This window comes from Devosia sp. (assembly GCF_030689745.1).
Classification (GTDB): Bacteria; Pseudomonadota; Alphaproteobacteria; order Rhizobiales; family Devosiaceae; genus Devosia; species Devosia alba.
Map to the genome: position 1 here is coordinate 1 of NZ_JAUYGL010000207.1, position 17,454 is coordinate 17,454.

13 protein-coding genes are annotated in these 17,454 nt (G+C 62.6%); 5 read left to right on the forward strand and 8 right to left on the reverse strand.

Annotated elements, in window-relative coordinates:
• From Q8O80_RS18120 to Q8O80_RS18135, 4 genes are all read left to right on the forward strand, one after another.
• A partial coding sequence (locus Q8O80_RS18120; RefSeq protein ID WP_305581856.1) for a hypothetical protein occupies positions 1-434 on the forward strand: 434 nt, incomplete at its 5' end.
• A 61-nt stretch (positions 435-495) separates the two neighbouring features.
• Positions 496-882 (forward strand): MliC family protein, encoded by a 387-nt coding sequence (locus Q8O80_RS18125; protein ID WP_305581858.1) that lies wholly within the window; start codon positions 496-498, stop codon positions 880-882.
• A gap of 4 nt (positions 883-886) precedes the next feature.
• Positions 887-1,474 carry a hypothetical protein gene (locus Q8O80_RS18130; RefSeq protein ID WP_305581860.1) on the forward strand — a complete coding sequence of 196 codons (588 nt, stop codon included), beginning with the start codon at positions 887-889 and terminating at the stop codon, positions 1,472-1,474.
• A gap of 83 nt (positions 1,475-1,557) precedes the next feature.
• On the forward strand, positions 1,558-1,989 hold the full coding sequence (locus Q8O80_RS18135; RefSeq protein ID WP_305581862.1) for a DUF3995 domain-containing protein: 432 nt from the start codon (positions 1,558-1,560) through the stop codon (positions 1,987-1,989).
• Positions 1,990-2,046: 57 nt separating this feature from the next.
• Here the strand turns inward: Q8O80_RS18135 and Q8O80_RS18140 are convergent, their stop codons facing one another.
• From Q8O80_RS18140 to Q8O80_RS18175, 8 genes are all read right to left on the reverse strand, one after another.
• Entirely contained in the window at positions 2,047-2,778 is a 732-nt protein-coding gene (locus Q8O80_RS18140) for a metallophosphoesterase (RefSeq protein WP_305581863.1), read from the reverse strand.
• Complete coding sequence (gene glgX, locus Q8O80_RS18145; protein WP_305581865.1) at positions 2,775-4,784, reverse strand: glycogen debranching protein GlgX; 2,010 nt, start codon at positions 4,782-4,784, stop codon at positions 2,775-2,777. Before glgX ends, Q8O80_RS18140 begins: the two co-directional genes overlap by 4 nt.
• Before the next feature lie 13 nt (positions 4,785-4,797).
• Positions 4,798-6,432, reverse strand: coding sequence for an alpha-D-glucose phosphate-specific phosphoglucomutase (locus Q8O80_RS18150; protein ID WP_305581867.1), 1,635 nt, complete (start codon positions 6,430-6,432; stop codon positions 4,798-4,800).
• Positions 6,413-7,873 (reverse strand): glycogen synthase GlgA, encoded by a 1,461-nt coding sequence (gene glgA, locus Q8O80_RS18155; protein ID WP_305581877.1) that lies wholly within the window; start codon positions 7,871-7,873, stop codon positions 6,413-6,415. Before glgA ends, Q8O80_RS18150 begins: the two co-directional genes overlap by 20 nt.
• Positions 7,873-9,144, reverse strand: a complete 1,272-nt coding sequence (gene glgC, locus Q8O80_RS18160; RefSeq protein WP_305581869.1) for a glucose-1-phosphate adenylyltransferase — start codon at positions 9,142-9,144, stop codon at positions 7,873-7,875. The genes glgA and glgC overlap by 1 nt, the downstream gene beginning before the upstream one ends.
• A 53-nt stretch (positions 9,145-9,197) precedes the next feature.
• On the reverse strand, positions 9,198-11,393 hold the full coding sequence (glgB, locus tag Q8O80_RS18165) for a 1,4-alpha-glucan branching protein GlgB (RefSeq protein ID WP_305581871.1): 2,196 nt from the start codon (positions 11,391-11,393) through the stop codon (positions 9,198-9,200).
• A 106-nt stretch (positions 11,394-11,499) separates the two neighbouring features.
• Entirely contained in the window at positions 11,500-13,977 is a 2,478-nt protein-coding gene (locus Q8O80_RS18170) for a glycogen/starch/alpha-glucan phosphorylase (RefSeq protein ID WP_305581873.1), read from the reverse strand.
• A gap of 93 nt (positions 13,978-14,070) precedes the next feature.
• The gene (locus Q8O80_RS18175; protein ID WP_305581879.1) at positions 14,071-15,924 is read right to left on the reverse strand and encodes a monovalent cation:proton antiporter-2 (CPA2) family protein; all 1,854 of its coding nucleotides are present in this window, start codon (positions 15,922-15,924) and stop codon (positions 14,071-14,073) included.
• 197 nt (positions 15,925-16,121) lie between these two features.
• Between Q8O80_RS18175 and Q8O80_RS18180 the strand changes: the two genes are divergently transcribed.
• Entirely contained in the window at positions 16,122-17,063 is a 942-nt protein-coding gene (locus tag Q8O80_RS18180; RefSeq protein WP_305581875.1) for a nucleoside hydrolase, read from the forward strand.
• Positions 17,064-17,454: the final 391 nt, after the last annotated feature.

Here is a 17,454-nt window from a genome sequence, read left to right on the forward strand (position 1 = left end):
GCACACCCGCAATGGAGCCCACCATGACCACCCAGGCCGAAACCACGCTGCTCGCCGAACTCACCGCCGTTGTCTCTGATCTGCATTCGAGCGGCATGGAGGATGGCGAGGCGATGTTCATGCTGGGCGCCGGCGCTGATCGGTTGTGCACCATGCGCAAGAGCCAGAACTGGGCCGGTTTCAAGGCCTCGCTGGGCGCGCCTGACATCATCGCTCTGCTCCAGCAGATTGACGCCGAGGGCAATGCTTCGGTCCAGGCCGAGCAGGGCCGCCAGGCCTATGCGCTGCGGGCCCTGGCCCTGTCGCTGGCCACCATCAACGCCCGGCAGGACGTCACCAAGGCCGGGGCGGCGCTCCTCGACACCGTGATCGAGGCTGCACTGGACAATTATCGCACCAAGGCCAAACCCGCCCAGGGGACCGTCCCAAACTGAGCAACGTTGCCGTACGCTGCCGATGCTGTCATCGTCCTGCTGTCACAATGGAGCCCTCATCATGCCAACCAGACTGATTGCCGTCCCCCTCATCCTGGCCACGATGCTGTCCGCGCCCGCCCTGGCCACCGAAACGGCCCTGCAACTGACCATCACCACCCAGTCGGGTGACTTTGATCAGCGGGTCATGCGCTACGATTGCGCGACCGAGGCGCCTGTGCAGGTGACCTATATCAATGCCGCACCCAACTTCCTGGCTGTCGTGCCGATCGCTGACGAGCCCGCGCCATTGATCCTGGCTGCGGTCATGTCCGGCTCCGGCGTCCGCTATGCCGCCGGCAAATGGGTCTGGTGGACCAAGGGGGCTGACGCCAGCCTGTATGACGCCACGCTCGGCGAGGATGCCGAACCTGTGCTCACCTGCTCTGAAATCAACAACATCCCCTGAGCCCATGCAAACCCAGTTGGCGCCCGAAATCTTCCCCCATATCCGCATCGTCATGGGCATGGTGATCGGTCTTGGCATAACCCGCCTGCTGACCGGCGTGGCCGGTCTGGTGCAGCACCCCAAGCGCGCCAGCCTGTCGAGTATCCATCTGCTCTGGGTAACCTCGATGCTGCTCGAATTGATCCACTTCTGGTGGTGGCAATTCGCCCTGTTCCATCTCAATGACTGGACCTTTGGCGTCTTCTTCTTCCTTATTGCCTACACCACCGTGCTGTTCCTGCTCGCGGCCCTGCTGTTCCCCGACAACATCTCCGAATATGCCGGTTATGAGGACTTTTTCCTTCAGCGCCGGCAATGGTTTTTCGGCCTGTTTGCCGCCAGTTTCGTGCTGGATCTCATCGACACCCTGATCAAGGGCCAGGCCAATTGGGACCGGTACGGCATCGAGTATTATTTTCAGACGCCCATTGGCATTGCCGTATGCCTGCTGGCCATGTGGACGGCAAACCGCAAGGTGCACCTGGTTCTGGTCTGCGCGCATCTTGTCTATCAACTGTCGTGGATATTCCGGCTTTTCAACACGGTAACATGACCGCTTGAGATAGGGTCGCGCGTCAAAGCGGCGCCACGGCTTTGATCTATGCCGCTCTCAACCGACAACAGGATTTTCTGCCCATGAGCATTCCACTGGCCTCCCTGATGTTCGTGCTGCTGCTCGCCGTCTCGGTCGCCCATCTGCTGTGGTCGATGGGCCAGACCTGGCCGATCCGCGATGAGAAACTGCTGGCGCAAACGGTGATCGGCTTCCGCGATATCGAGCGCATGCCACCGAGGCTGACTTCCTTCGCCGTGGCCCTGGCAACTCTTGCCGCCGGCGTTCTGGCGCTGTCGCTGGCCGATCACGATAGCGGCGGCCCGCTGCTGACCCTGGTCGGCGTATTGCTGGCCGCCATCTTCCTGGCCCGCGGCATCATCGGCTACACCGCCTGGTGGGCCGACAAGACCCCGCAGCCCAATTTCCGGCTCAATGACCGCCGGGTCTATTCCCCGCTCTGCCTGCTGCTCGGCACCGGCTATGTCGTGCTGGTCATCATGCGGCTGTTGTGACGGCGTGAGCCTGGCCGTCTGTGCCGGGCCGGTGCGACACGCCACAGGGCGCCGCTGCTAGCCCACCATCACCACGTGACTGACCAGCCGCCCATCGTGAAAATGGTGCAGCAGCAATCCCGGCGGATCGCTTATTGCCGACTCCCTGCCGTCCAGCGCCAGCCGGTTGGCCCGCGCCACCGACGGCGCCATCGTCGCCGGCAGCCCGGCAAAGCGGGTGGACATCGCGCGATGCACATGCCCGCAGGTCACCCCCAAAACGGGGTCCTGTGCCGCGGCGATCACCCGCGAGAGCGCGTGCCCATTGCGACAGATATTGCGGTCCTTGCCATCGATGCCACACAGAAAGGGATGCTGATGCTGAAAAATCAGCGCCGGTGGGCCGTCCGAATTGAGCTCGGCCGTCAGCCAGTCCAGCACCGGCGCGGCATCGCCATGATGCGCCCCGGCCACCGTCACATCCAGCCCAATCACCCGTAGCTGATCCCCCACGCGCCCGACGCTGTTGAAGGGCCGCGCCCCGCTCCAGCCCATTTGTTTCCCAAATGTCTGATACAGCCCATGATGGTCATCGACATTGCCCGGCACCACGAAGAACGGCGATCCCGTCGCGCTAAGGCGGGCATGGATCGCCTGATAGCTGGCATCGTGTTCATGTTCGGCCAGGTCGCCGCTGACGATGATCGCATCAGGCGCCATTGGCCTGAGCCAGTCCAGCACGCGATCAAAGCGCTCCAGCGCCGCGTCCGAGCCATTGGCATGAATATCGCTGAACTGGGCGATGATCATTCTTGTTGGCCCGCGCGAACCAGCGCCAGCACCGAACGCGGCGTCAGCGTCGCCGTCCCCTCGGCAAGCGACGCCTGGGCCGTGTTGTCCGATTCAATACCAATGGCCCAATCGCCCTCCGGCAGGCGGGCCACCACCGGTTCTGTACGTCGATTGAACCAGACAAGCACGTCGTCGTCCTTGTGGCGCAAGTGCATACCCAGCACAGAGGCGCCGGACGCACTCCAGTCTTCATCACCCATTTCGCGCCCATCGGGGTGCAGCCAGACCACATCGCGCACGCCGTTCTTGTCGTGACCGGTCAGGAAATGGTCATGCGTCAACGCCGGGTGGTCCTTGCGGAACCGGGTCATGGCGGCGACGAAATCCACCAGCTCCCCGTCGCCATTTTCCCAGTCCAGCCAGGTGATCTCATTGTCTTGCGCATAGGCATTATTGTTGCCCAGCTGGGTGCGATACATCTCGTCGCCCTGCTGCAGCAGCGGCACCCCGCGCGAGAGGAACAGCGTCGCCAGCAGCGCGCGCACATCGCGTTTGCGGGCGGCATTGATCGCCTCGTCTTCCGTCTCGCCTTCAACACCACAGTTCCACGAGGCGTTGTGACTATGGCCGTCGCGGTTTTCCTCGCCATTGGCCTCGTTGTGTTTCTCGCTGTAGCTCACCAGATCGCGCAGGGTGAACCCGTCATGCACCGCCAGCATGTTGACGCCGTGACTGGGCTTGCGGCCGGCCGAGTCAAAGATCTCCGCCGAACCGGTCACCTTGCCCGCCAGCGCGCCGATCTTGCCATCCTCGCCGCGCCAGAACGCGCGCACTTCGTCGCGATAGGTGTCGTTGTGCTCCTTGAACTCCTTGCCAAACTGGCCCAGCGCATAGCCGCCCGGACCTGGGTCCCAGGGTTCAGCAACCAGAATACACTGGCTCAGCACCGGGTCGGACTTGATCTTTTCCAGCATTTCCGCCTCGGGATTGAACCCCGGGTCGCGCGCCAGCACGGTGGCCAGATCGAAGCGGAAGCCGGAGACCCCCATTTCCTCGACCCAGTAGCGCAGGCTTTCGATCACCAGCCGCTGCGTCGCCGGATGGTCGCAGCGCAGCGTATTGCCGGTCCCGGTATCGTTCACCAGATGCTGTTTGCCGTCCACTTCGACAAACCGGTAATAGGTCTTGGCATCCAGCCCCATCAGGCTGAGCATCGGCCCGTTGGCGTCGCTTTCGCCGGTGTGGTTATACACCACGTCCAGGATCACCGAGATGCCGTTCTTGCGATAGAGGTCCGTCATGTTGCGCAGCTCTTGCGGCCCGCGCGGCGCCAGACGGGGATCAATGGCTGAATAGGCCACCGGATTATAGCCCCAGGCATTGGTCAGGCCGAGCACTGGCAGATGTCCCTCATCGATCCAGGCCGCCGTCGGCATCAATTGCAGCGTATCGACACCGATATATTTCAGATGGTCGATGACGCGCTGCGTCGTCAACCCGGCAAGAGTCCCGCGCAGCGGCCCCTGCACGCTGGGATGGCGCATGGTGTAGCCGCGCACATTCATTTCGTAGAACAGGCCCGGCGCCTTTTTGCGCGGCAGGATGCTCTCGTTTCCCATCTCCCCCACGATCGCCTTGGGGATCAGGGGCGCGGTGTCGACGGCTTCCGAGCGGTCCAGCCGCAGGCGTGGCGAGCGCACGAAGGTCCGGTCCAGCCGCTTGGCATAGGGGTCCACCAGCAGCTTCATCGGGTCAAAAAACAGCCCCTGGTCGGGATTGTATTCCCCGTCTGCCCGGAGCCCGTAGCGGGTGCCGGCACCCAGCCCTGAAATCAGGCCGGCACGGATGTGATCCTGGTGCACGTCCAGCTCGAACCGGTCCGTTTCCTGGTCCTGTTCGTCAAAGATCGACACCCAGATAGCGGTGGCGGTTTCCGAATAGACGGCGAAGTTGACGCCCTGCGCGGTGATTGTCGCGCCGAGTTGGGCAATACTGCCCCCATTGGGGACCAGCATGGGTTTCATGGGATTTCCGATATCAGGTAATGACGCTGGGTTCATCGCGCCCGGTGCGCTGCTGGATTCCAGCGAGCCGTTCAGAGAGCGCGATGAGCGGTCCAAGGGCGACTTGGGTATCGAGATCGTGTCGTCCATCGGCAGCCTCATATCGTTCAAGGTAGAGCCGCAACGTGGCGCCGACTGTGCCGGTTCCCGATAGTCTCAGCACTATTCGCGAACCGTCGGTAAAGCCGATGCGAATGCCCTGCTTGGCGCTGGTCGAGCCGTCCACCGGGTCGTGATACTTGAAGTCGTCGGCATAGGCGACCTGCAGGTCCTCGCCGAAATTCTGCCCCACCAGGCCGGGCAGTTGCGCGCGCAGGTCATCGACCAGCGTGCCGGCAATAGCGGCATCAACCTCCTCATAGTCGTGCCTTGTGTAGTAATTGCGCCCATAGCTGGCCCAGTGCTCGCGCACGATCTGGTCAACGCTCTGCTGACGCACCGCGATGATGTTGAGCCAGAGCAGCACAGCCCACAGCCCGTCCTTTTCACGCACATGGTCCGATCCGGTGCCCGCACTCTCCTCGCCGCAAATGGTCACCCGGCCTGCATCCAGCAGATTGCCGAAGAACTTCCATCCCGTCGGGGTCTCGTGCATTTCAATGCCGAGCTTTTCGGCCACGCGGTCGGCAGCCGCGCTGGTCGGCATCGAGCGGGCGATGCCGACAATGCCATCGCGGTAGCCGGGCGCCAGATGCGCATTGGCAGCCAGCAGCGCCAGCGAGTCCGAGGGCGTCACGAAGCGATTCTTGCCGATGATCAGGTTGCGGTCGCCGTCGCCGTCCGAGGCCGCGCCGAAATCGGGGCCCTCGGGCGTCATCAGCAGGTCGAACATGTCCTTGCAGTACACCAGATTGGGGTCGGGATGGCCCTTGCCAAAGTCCGGCAGGGGCGTGCCATTCTTCACCGTTCCCTTGGGTGCCCCAAGCCGGTCTTCCAGAATGGCGTGCGCATAGGGGCCGGTAATGGCGTTCATGGCGTCGAAGGTCATGGTGAAGCCGGATGCGAACAGCTTGGCGATTGCCTCGAAATCGAACAGCGTTTCCATCAACGCCGCATAGTCGGTCACCGGATCGATCACCTCGACCACCATGTCGCCCGACATCTGCGTGCCAATCTGCTGCAGCGCCACATCGGGTGCATCGATGGTCTTGTAGCGCTCGATCACCTTGGACCGCTCATACACGGCCTCGGTAATCGCCTCGGGCGCGGGTCCGCCCTTGCCGATATTGTACTTGATGCCGAAATCGCCGTCCGGGCCGCCCGGATTATGGCTGGCTGACAGCACCAGGCCGCCAAACGCCTTGTAGTGGCGGATCACATGGCTCGCCGCCGGGGTGGATAGCAGGCCATTCTGGCCCACCATGACCTTGCCGAAGCCATTCGCCGCCGCCATGCGGATCGCGGTCTGGATGACCACGTCATTGTAATACCGGCCGTCGCCGCCGATCACCAGCGTTTGCCCGGCAATGCCGTCCAGGCTGTCAAAGATCGCCTGCAGGAAATTCTCGATATAGTGCGGCTGCTTGAAGACGGTCACCCGCTTGCGCAGGCCCGAGGTACCCGGCTTCTGGTCGCTATAGGGTGTCGTCTTAATTGTCTGGATCATCATTGCTCTTGAGCCCGGTAATGCTGGCGTAAAGGTCGGCATAGCGCGCGGCGCTGGTGTCCCAGGACACGTCGGACTTCATGCCCCGCCGCTGCATCTTCTTCCAGATCCTGCTGTCATTGTAGAGCGCTGTTGCCTTGCGCAGCGCATCGTAGAGCGCCTGGCTGCTATTGGGTTCAAAGACCACCCCGGTCGCCACTTCGGCCGCCAGGGCTGCCGGATTGGCATCGATCACCGTGTCGGCCAGCCCGCCAATGCGGCTCACCACCGGCACGCAGCCATAGCGCAGGCCATACAATTGGGTCAGCCCGCACGGCTCGAACCGCGACGGGATCACGATGGCGTCGGCCCCGCCCTGCATCAAATGGCTGAGCGTCTCATTGTAGCCATTGACGATGCTGACCTTGCCGGGATGGATCGAGCTCTGGTGCCGGAAGCCGTCCTCCAGATAGCCCTCGCCCGAACCCAGCACGATCAGGCGGCCGCCCAGATCAACCAGGCCGTCCACCACCTGCAGCAGCAGGTCCATGCCCTTCTGGTCGGTCAACCGGCTCACCACGCAAAACAGCGGGCCATCCTCGCCATCAAGCCCGAACTGCTCCACCAGCGCCTGTTTGTTGGCACGACGCAGATTGGTCGTATTGGCAGAAAAGTTCTGCACCAGTGCCTTGTCCGTTGCCGGGTCCCAGGCCGCCACGTCGATGCCATTGAGGATGCCGCTGACCGTTTCGGCCCGCCCGTTGAGTAGTCCTTCAAGCCCCATGCCGAATTCGGGCGTGCGGATTTCATCCGCATAATTGGGGCTGACCGTGGTCACAAAGTCCGCGCACTCCATCCCCGCCTTGAGGAACGACACGCCGCCATAATACTCGATCCCGCCCACCTGGAAGGCTTCCGGCGGCAGGCGCAACTGGCCGAACACATCGGCGCTGAAAAAACCCTTGAAGGCGATATTGTGGATCGTCATCACCGTCTTGACGGTCGATGCGGGTCCAAACTTGATATAGGCCGGCGCCAGGCCCGCCTGCCAGTCATGGCAGTGAAGGACCTGCGGGCGATAGCCTTCCACCATGCCCATGCCCAGTTCCGCTGCGACCCAGCCCAGCGCCGCGAAGCGCTTCCAATTGTCCGGCCAGTCCCAGCCATCCGGGCTCACATAGGGATTGCCCGGGCGGTCATACAGCGCCGGAGCGTCGATCACGATCACGTCGAGCCCGGCAATGCGGGCCGCAATCAGCTTGGCGGGCACCCCGAACAGGTCGTCGAATTGCTTGACCACCCGGCCGCCACTGAGCTTTTCCATCACCGAGGGATATCCCGGCACGAGTGTCCGCATGGTCACGCCGTGAGCGTGCAAGACGCCTGGCAGCGCGCCGGTCACGTCAGCGAGCCCGCCGGTCTTGATCAGCGGATAGACCTCGGATGCAACCGAGAGAACTTCAATCATCGTCCCGCCAGATATTTATTGATCATTGCCTGGGTGATCAGCGTCACCCCTTCGTCACTGCGGCGGAACCACTTGCCGTCGAATTCGGCATCCTCGCCGACCACCAGACCCTCGGGAATGTTGACGCCGCGATCGACCACCACCTTCTTCAGCCGGACATTGCGGCCGATATCGACATGGGGCAACACCACCGCCTCCTCGAGCACCGAATAGGAATGCACCCGCGAGCCCGTTGACAGCAGCGTGCGGTTCAGGTGTCCGCCCGAGATAATGCAGTCCCCCGATACCAGCGAGTTCACTGCCGAACCACGACGGCCATCGAAATCATGCACGAATTTGGCTGGTGGCGTGATCTCGGCATAGGTCCAGATCGGCCAGTCGCGGTCATACAGGTCCAGTTGCGGCTTGATGTCGGTGAGGTCGATGGAAGCCTTCCAATAGGCATCAATCGTGCCGACATCGCGCCAATAGCTGACCTCTTCATTGCTCGAACGCACGCAGGAGCGCGGGAAACGGTGAGCCCAGGCCGAGCCGTTCTTGACGATATAGGGGATGATGTCCTTGCCGAAATCGCGGTTGGACCCTTCGGTGGCGGCATCGCGCCGCAGCTGTTCCATCAGGAAGCGGGTTTCGAACACATAGATGCCCATCGAGGCCAGCGCCATGTCTGGCCGGTCCGGAATGCCGGGCGGGTCCTTGGGCTTCTCGACAAAATCGACCACCCGATCCCGCCCGTCGACATGCATCACGCCAAAGCCGACGGCCTCCATGCGCGGCACTTCCAGGCACCCGATAGTGACGTCGGCACCGGTATCGACATGCTGGCGCAGCATGATTTCGTAGTCCATCTTGTAGATGTGGTCGCCCGCCAGGATGACGATGTAGCGCGCACCCGAATCCTCGATGATGTCCATGTTCTGGTAGACGGCGTCGGCGGTCCCGGCATACCACATGTCCTCGCGCACCCGCTGGCTGGCCGGCAGCACGTCAAAGCTCTCATTGCGCTCGGGCCGCAGGAAGTTCCAGCCGCGCGACATGTGGCGGATCAGGCTGTGCGCCTGATACTGGGTCGCCACCGAAATGCGGCGAATGCCCGAATTGATGGCATTGCTGAGCGCAAAATCGATGATCCGCGACTTGCCGCCGAAATACACCGCCGGCTTGGCGCGCCGGTCGGTCAGTTCCATCAACCGCGTGCCGCGCCCACCGGCCAGTACATAGGCCATGGCCTCGCGGGCCAGTGGCGATGGTGCCCTGTAGTCTGCCATTTTCTAATCCCTCCACTAGCGCCCGTTTCCCGGGATTTATGCGTTTGCCTGGTTCAAGCCTGATCCAGTTTCAAAAACAGGGTCGAGAGCGGCGGCAGGTAGATTTCTGCCTCTGCCGGCCAGTGCCGGCCCTCCACCGCATAGGCCTCCACCACACCCTGGTTGCCCGTATTGGAACCGGCATACCAGCCTGCGTCAGTGTTGATCCGCTCAACCCATTTGCCCGCCATCGGCATGGGTATCTTGTACCCGCTCCGTGGCATTGGCGTGAAATTGGAGACCACCAGAATGGGATCGCCCCCCGGCGCCTTGCGCAGCCAGGCCAGAACCGAATTGGCGTGATCATTGCCGATCACCCATTCAAACCCCTCGGGCTCGCAGTCGCGCTCGTGCAGCGCGGGCAATTCACGATAGGCCAGATTGAGGTCGGCAATCAGCCGCCGCATGCCCTCATGCATGCTGGCATCGAGCAGATACCAGTCCAGCGATTTGGCGTCGGCCCACTCCTCGCGCTGGGCAAACTCCTGTCCCATGAACAGCAGCTTCTTGCCCGGCTGACCCCACATGAACCCGAAATAGGCGCGCAGATTGGCAAATTTCTGCCAGTCGTCACCCGGCATCTTCTCCAGCAACGAACCCTTGCCATGCACCACCTCGTCATGGCTCAGCGGCAGCACGAAATTCTCCGAGAACGCATAGACCGTGCCGAAGGTCATGTCATTGTGGTGGAATTTCCGATGCACCGGCTCGCGGCTCATGAACCGCAGCGTGTCGTTCATGAAGCCCATATTCCACTTGAAGCCGAAGCCCAGCCCCCCGGCATCGACCGGCTTGCTGACGCCGGGCCAGGACGTGGATTCCTCGGCGATCATGAAGGTGCCGGGATGCAGCCGATAGGCTTCGGTATTGACCCGGCGCAGGAACTCGACCGCCTCCAGGTTCTGATTGCCGCCAAACTTGTTGGGCACCCATTCGCCCTGCTGGCGCGAATAGTCGAGATAGAGCATCGACGCCACCGCATCGACGCGCAGCCCGTCGATGTGGAATTTCTCCAGCCAGTACAGCGCATTGTTGACCAGGAAGCTGACCACTTCCTTGCGGCCAAAATTGTAGATGGCCGTGTTCCAGTCCGGGTGGAAGCCTTGGCGCGGATCGGCATGCTCATACAGCGCCGTGCCGTCAAAATTGGCCAGCCCATGCGCGTCGGTCGGAAAGTGCGCCGGCACCCAGTCGAGAATGACCCCAAGGCCGGCCTCATGGGCCGCGTCGACGAACCGGGCAAATCCGGCCGGATCGCCAAACCGCGCCGTTGGCGCATACAGCCCCGTCGGCTGATAGCCCCAGCTTGGATCATAGGGATGCTCGCTGATCGGCAGCAATTCGATGTGGGTGTAGCCCATATCGGCAACATAGGGGACCAGCTGCTCGGCCAGCTGGTCATAGCTCAGAAAGCCGCCATCCGGGCGTCGCCGCCAGCTCCCCAGATGCACCTCATAGATAGACATCGGCGTGCGCCGCCAATCGCGCGTCGCCCGCTCGGCCAGATATTTCTCGTCGGTCCAGGTGAACGGGGTCGGGTCGGGCACGACGGAAGCCGTCTTGGGGCGCATTTCCGACTGCCGCGCAAACGGGTCCGCCTTGAGCGGCAGCGTCACCCCATCGGGGCCGACGATCTCGAACTTGTAGAGCGTGCCGGTTCCCAGCACCGGGATGAACACTTCCCAGATGCCGTTCTCGAACCGGTTCCGCATCGGATTGCGGCGGCCATCCCAGTCATTGAACGGGCCAACCACGCTGACGCGCTGCGCATTGGGGGCCCACACCGCAAAATGGGTACCGTGGATGCCCTCAAACGCCATCTCATGGGCGCCAAGCTTGTCGAACAGCCGCAAATGACTGCCTTCGCCCATGTAGTAATCGTCCATCGGCCCGAGCACCGGGCCAAACGAGTAGGGGTCGTGCACGTCCCATTCGCCCCCGGCATTCTTGGCGCGATAGCGAATGGGTTGCCGCTTGTCGATCGCGACCTTGCCTTCAAAAAAGCCATCGGCATGGCGCGGGATCAGATGCCCCAGGGCGGTGCCATCCAGGGTGAAGGCACTGAGCACCTCGGCATGGGGAATGAACGCCCGCAACACCCACTGCCCGTGCACCTCCTGCAGGCCCAGAAATCCGAATGGGTTGGGGTGCCGGCCGCTGACAATGGCCTCCACCTCCGCTGAATCGGCTTGCCAGTCTTCCTTGGTCACACGCACACTCCCCCGGCAGCAGCCATCGACCGATCGACCGCTGCGCCCAAACAAAAATACTCAGCAGGCCCGATGGCGATCGTCAGCCGGGGCACACTGCAAGCTGTCATCTCGACGGCACCGTCACGCCCCAGATATCCTGGGCATATTGCCCGATTGTGCGGTCGGACGAGAAGAACCCGACCCGGGCCGTATTGCGGATCGCCATGGCGTTCCACTGCGCCTTGTCCCGCCAGATGGCATCAACTTCGTTCTGCGCCTTGGCATAGGCGTCGAAGTCTCGCGTCACCATGAACCAGTCGTGCTCGTAAAGCCCGCCGATCAGGTCACGATAACGGTCCGGATCGTCCGGTGAGAACACCCCGGTGGCAATGGTCTCGAGCACTTCATGCAGCCGCGGTGACGCGTCGATGATCTGTTTGGGCGTCGCCCGCTCGGCCCGCATGTCTTCAACTTCCTGGGCGGTCATGCCGAAGATGACGATATTGTCGGCCCCGACCTCCTCGTGCATTTCCACATTCGCCCCGTCCATCGTCCCGATGGTGATGGCGCCATTGGCCATGAACTTCATATTGCCCGTGCCCGAGGCTTCCATGCCGGCCGTTGAAATCTGTTCGCTCAGATCAGCTGCCGGCACGATAACCTCCGCAAGGCTCACATTGTAGTTGGGCAGGAACACCACCTTGAGCAAACCGCGCACCGCAGGATCATTATTGATCACCTTGGCCACGTCATTGATCAGCTTGATGATCAGTTTGGCGTTCCAGTAGCCCGGCGCCGCCTTGCCTGCGAAGATCTTAACGCGCGGCACCCAGTCGCGTTCCGGATGGGCGCGGATCTCGTCATACATGGCCACGGCATGGATGATGTTGAGCAGTTGGCGCTTGTATTCGTGGATGCGCTTGATCTGCACGTCGAACATGGCGTCTGGCGACACCTTGATCCCCAGTCGATCTTGGATCAGCTGGGCCAGCTTGCGCTTGTTCTCCAGCTTGACCTGGGCGAAGCGTGCCTGAAAGCCGGCATCCTCGGCAAAGCCGTCCAGATCCTTGAGCCGGTCGATATCGTCCAGAAACGCCGGGCCGATCGTGTCGGCGATCAGTTGCGTCAGGCCCGGATTGCACTGCATCAGCCAGCGACGGGGCGTAATGCCATTGGTCTTGTTGTTGATGCGGTCCGGATAGAGCTTGTGCAGGTCCGAGAACACGGTCTGCTTCATCAGCTGGGTATGCAGCGCCGAAACGCCGTTGATCGAGTGCGAACCGACAAAGGCCAGCTGCCCCATCCGCACGCGCCGCCCACCGGCCTCATCGATCAGCGAGACATTGGCGATCTGTGCATCGGAAAAATTGGCGCGGTCGCGCGCATCGGCCAGCACATCGGCATTGATCTGATAAACGATCTGCATATGGCGCGGCAGCAGCCGCTCCAGCAGGAACACCGGCCAGCTCTCCAGCGCCTCTGGCAGCAGGGTGTGGTTGGTATAGCCGAAGGTCCCCTTGGTCAGCTTCCACGCCTCGTCCCATTTCAGCCCGTTCTCATCGACAAGAATGCGCATCAGCTCGGCAATCGAAATGGCCGGATGGGTATCGTTGAGCTGCACGGCAACCTTGTCAGCCAGCGAACCGAGATCGCCATATTGCTGCAAATGCCGCCGCACAATGTCCTGCAGCGAGGCTGACGAGAAGAAGAACTCCTGCCGCAGCCGCAATTCCTGTCCCGCTGCAGTCGAATCTGCCGGATACAATACCCGGGTGATGGCTTCGGCCTTGGCACTTTCTTCCAGCGCGCCGATATGGTCGCCGGCATTGAACTTGTCGAGCAGGATCGGGTCGATCGGCTGCGCGCTCCACAGCCGCAACGTGTTCACCCGCGCGCCCCGCCAGCCGACAATCGGGGTATCGAATGCCACCGCCATCAGGTGATCATTGGGGCGCCATTCCTGGCGCACTTCCCCATCGGGATCGGTGACCGATTCAACATGGCCGCCAAACCCGACTTCATAGGCGCTTTCACGCCGTTCGAATTCCCAGGGATTGCCGTGCGCCAGCCATTCTTCGGGCAGTTCGACCTGCCAGCCTTCGCTCATTTCCTGGCGGAACAGGCCGTGCACATAGCGAATGCCATAGCCATAGGCCGGAATCTTCAGCGTCGACATCGATTCCAGGAAACAGGCGGCCAGTCGCCCCAGACCACCATTGCCCAAGGCGGCATCGGGCTCCAGATTGATCAGGTCCCCCAGATCGACATTGAGGTTTTTCAGCGCCTCGCGCACCGGCTCCATCAGCCCGACATTGCTCATCGCGTCGCGCATCAGTCGGCCGATCAGGAACTCCAGGCTGAGATAGTAGACGCGCTTGTGCGACGTCCGCCACGTCTCGCGTGAGGACTCCATCCAGCGATCCATCACATGGTCGCGCACCGTCATGATGGTCGCGGCCAGCCAGTCGTGGGGCCGGGCGACTATCGGGTCTTTGCCGATGGAATAGATCAGCCTGGCAAGGATTTCTGCCTGGATGGATTCAGCGGTTGCGGCACGCAATTCTGGCGTGGGGACGTCGTAGGCGATCGGCTTTTGCGGCATGTCGCAATCCAGATTTCATGACGATGTATTCCCCTCGATAGACTTTAGTCTGGCACTTAATTTGAGCACACGAAAGCCCTAAGCGACAAACCTCTATCCATGTGATGTGGGATGGGTGCTTTGCTCGGCGGCACTCTCCGCCGCCTCCTTCTCCACACTGACGCCGCTCTCGCGCGCCTGGTCCTGCGCATTGCTGATCAGCAGCTGGCTGAGGTTCCGCCAGTCCTCTCCTGCCAGTTGCCGATCGAAACGCTGCCCGTCCCGCCCGCGCACGCCCTCCAGCACTTCGGCGGTGTCCTCCTCGCTGGCCCCCAGCAAGCTGATTGCTTTGCCGCCAAACAACAGCGCCGATTCGAATACCTCGCGTATCTGGAATTCCACGCCCGCCCGCACCAGTTCGATGGCATGGGCCCGATCGAATGACCGGGCCATCACCCGCACCAGGGGAAACTCGTCCCGCAACAGTTCGGCGATGTGCGTGGTCTGGTTTCGCTGGTCCGTGCAGACCAGGATGAGGTCGGCGGTACCGGCGCCGGCAGCCCGCAGGATATCGAGCCGCGTTCCATCGCCATAATAGACCTTGAAGCCGATCTGTGCGGCGGCCCGTATCATGTCCGTGTCGTTGTCGATGATCGACACCGAATGGCGCATGGCCAGGAGCGGCTGGCTGGCGATCTGCCCGAACCGGCCGAAACCGATGATCAGGATGCGGCCCGACAGTCCATTGGCCTGCTCGACGCCGTCCATTGACGGCTCATTTGTCTGCGTCGTGACGAAGCGCAGGCCGATGATCAGGAATGGCGTCAGCACCATCGATACGATCACCGTTGCGGTAAAGATCGCATTGGTGGGGCCATCGATAATGCCGGCAGCCGCTGCGGTCGTGTACAGCACGAAGGCGAATTCGCCGCCCTGCCCCATCAGCACCGCCCGCTCCATTGCCTCGCCATGGCTCGATCGCAGCAGCCGCGCAATACCATAGATCGCCACGCCCTTGACCACCATGTAGACCCCGACGCTGAGCCCGATGATCTGCCAGTTTTGGCCGACAGTCCCCACGTCCAGCGTCATCCCGACCGCCAGGAAGAACAGGCCCAGCAATATGCCGCGAAACGGCTCGACATCGGCCTCGATCTGCCGCCGGAAGGTGGAGGTGGAGAGCAAGACGCCGGCCAGGAAGGCGCCCATCGCCATGGACAACCCGCTGGCCTCAAACAGCAACGCCGCCCCCAGCACCACCAGCAGCGCCCCCGCCGTCATCACCTCACGCAGCTTGCTGGCGGCCAGCAATCCAAAGAACGGGTTCATGATCCTCTGGCCAAGAAAGATCATCAGCACCACGGCCCCGATCGGCGTGGCAATGCTGATCACCCGGGTAATCAGGTCGATGTCGTCGCTGCCCGAAGCCGGCGCCAGGATCGCCACCAGGGCCAGGAGGGGAACGATGGCCAGGTCCTCCAGCAGCAGGATGGAAACTATGCGCTGCCCATGTGGCGTGGAAAGCTCCCCCCGTTCGCCCAGGATTTGCATGACGATGGCGGTGGACGTCATGACGAACCCCATGCCGAAGATGAAGGCGACGATCGGTTCAAAACCGAGCAGCACGCCGACCCCGGTCAGCAGCACGCCGCAGCAGCCCACCTGCAGCACGCCCAAGCCGAATATCTGCCTGCGCAGCGCCCAGAGCTTGGCCGGCTCCATCTCCAGTCCGATGATGAAGAGAAACATCACCACGCCCAGTTCGGCCGTGGTGAGGATCGATTGCGGGTCGCTGATCAAGGCGATGCCCGATGGCCCCAGCAACAGGCCCGCTGCCAGATAGCCGAGTACCGAACCCAGGCTGAGACGCTTGAACAGCGGCACCGCCAGGACTGCCGCGCCGAGCAGCACCACGATCGGCACCAGGTCGATGCCGTGCCCGGCAGCCTCAGCCGCATGTCCCGCCATCTCGCCTGCCACCGTACTCTCCACCTTGATTCAGGCAGCAAGTTTTTCTCTCCGGTGGCGGTACGTCAAGCGCCATGCCTCGCGGGATGGCCTCGCGCAGCGAGCTCTCCGTTCAGCGCCCGCGCCGCACCCAGTCGACCACCTCGACTTCCGCCGCTAATGTGCGCGCGGATTCGTTTCTCGCCCAAGGTTCCTCCATGCGCCGCAAGATCATCATCGACACTGACCCCGGTCAGGACGACGCCATCGCCATTCTGTTGGCTCTGGCCTCACCCGAAGAGCTTGATGTGCTGGCGATCGTCGCCGTGGCGGGCAATGTGGGCCTGCATCACAACGCCACCAACGCCCGCAAGATCATCGAACTGGCCGGCCGCCCCGAAGTCCCCGTCTATGCCGGTTGCGCGCGGCCCATTCGCCACCCCCTGGTCACGGCCGAACACGTGCATGGCGAAACCGGGCTGGACGGCCCTGACCTCCCCGCCCCCGGTGTTCAGCTGCAGGCGCAGCACGGGGTCGACTATATAATCGACACCCTGATGGCAGCCGACTCCGGCACCATCACCCTGTGCACCCTGGGCCCTTTGACCAATATCGCCATGGCGCTGATCAAGCAGCCCGCCATCGCCCCCCGCATCGCTGAAATTGTCATGATGGGTGGCGCCTATTTTGAGGTTGGCAACATCACCCCGGCCGCCGAATTCAATATCTATGTCGATCCCGAGGCCGCCGACATCGTCATGCGCTGCGGTGCCCCCATCACCATGCTGCCGCTCGACGTCACCCACCAGATGCAGTCCACGCCCGAGCGGCTGGCCGCGCTGCTGGCGCTGGGCAACAACACTGGCCAGGCGGCCCATGCCATGCTGACCTTTTCGGAAACCTTCGACCTGGCCAAATATGGCTGGGCGGGTGCCCCGCTGCATGACCCCACCGTCATCGCCTGGCTGCTCCGCCCCGAGCTGTTCTCGGGCCGCCATTGCAATGTCGAAATCGAGCTGGCGAGCGCATTGACCGCCGGCATGACCGTGGCCGACTACTGGCATGTCACCGGCCGCGACCGGAACGTCAATTATCTGCGCCATGGCGATGCGGCGGGCTTCTACAAGCTGCTGCTCGAACGCCTCGCCCGCCTGCCCTGATCCGTCACAGGAGCTCGCCCGCAAAAAGCTGCCGCCTTCCCAGGGCGAGAGTGCCGGGCCTGGCACGATGAGCGCCCACGAGTGGAGACACCCCTCCCCCTTGAGGGGGAGGGGTGGGGGCGACCAAAGCCCCCAACACCACGCCCGTCCAGAAGGCGGCTAAGTCACCGCCCCTGCAAGCAACTTCCCGGCGCGGAAAATCTTGTCCCCGCCCCCAGAAACCGCCCGCATACTTGTCCCGTTCCCGCCAACACACGGCCCCGACGCAGGGCTGGGCGGGAAGACCGTGGGAGAGGGGCTCCTTTCCAGTGAGCATGGAAATTCGGCAGCCGGGCCTGCAATACTGGTACCGCCTGAACCGGACCTCGCCCAAAAAGCGGATCGTGATGGG

Coding starts and splice junctions, on each gene's coding strand:
- Q8O80_RS18125 (WP_305581858.1), top strand. CDS start 496: ATGCCAACCAGACTGATTGCCGTCCCCCTCATCCTGGCCACGATGCTG.
- Q8O80_RS18130 (WP_305581860.1), top strand. CDS start 887: ATGCAAACCCAGTTGGCGCCCGAAATCTTCCCCCATATCCGCATCGTC.
- Q8O80_RS18135 (WP_305581862.1), top strand. CDS start 1,558: ATGAGCATTCCACTGGCCTCCCTGATGTTCGTGCTGCTGCTCGCCGTC.
- Q8O80_RS18140 (WP_305581863.1), bottom strand. CDS start 2,778: ATGATCATCGCCCAGTTCAGCGATATTCATGCCAATGGCTCGGACGCG.
- glgX (WP_305581865.1), bottom strand. CDS start 4,784: ATGAAACCCATGCTGGTCCCCAATGGGGGCAGTATTGCCCAACTCGGC.
- Q8O80_RS18150 (WP_305581867.1), bottom strand. CDS start 6,432: ATGATGATCCAGACAATTAAGACGACACCCTATAGCGACCAGAAGCCG.
- glgC (WP_305581869.1), bottom strand. CDS start 9,144: ATGGCAGACTACAGGGCACCATCGCCACTGGCCCGCGAGGCCATGGCC.
- Q8O80_RS18170 (WP_305581873.1), bottom strand. CDS start 13,977: ATGCCGCAAAAGCCGATCGCCTACGACGTCCCCACGCCAGAATTGCGT.
- Q8O80_RS18175 (WP_305581879.1), bottom strand. CDS start 15,924: ATGGCGGGACATGCGGCTGAGGCTGCCGGGCACGGCATCGACCTGGTG.
- Q8O80_RS18180 (WP_305581875.1), top strand. CDS start 16,122: ATGCGCCGCAAGATCATCATCGACACTGACCCCGGTCAGGACGACGCC.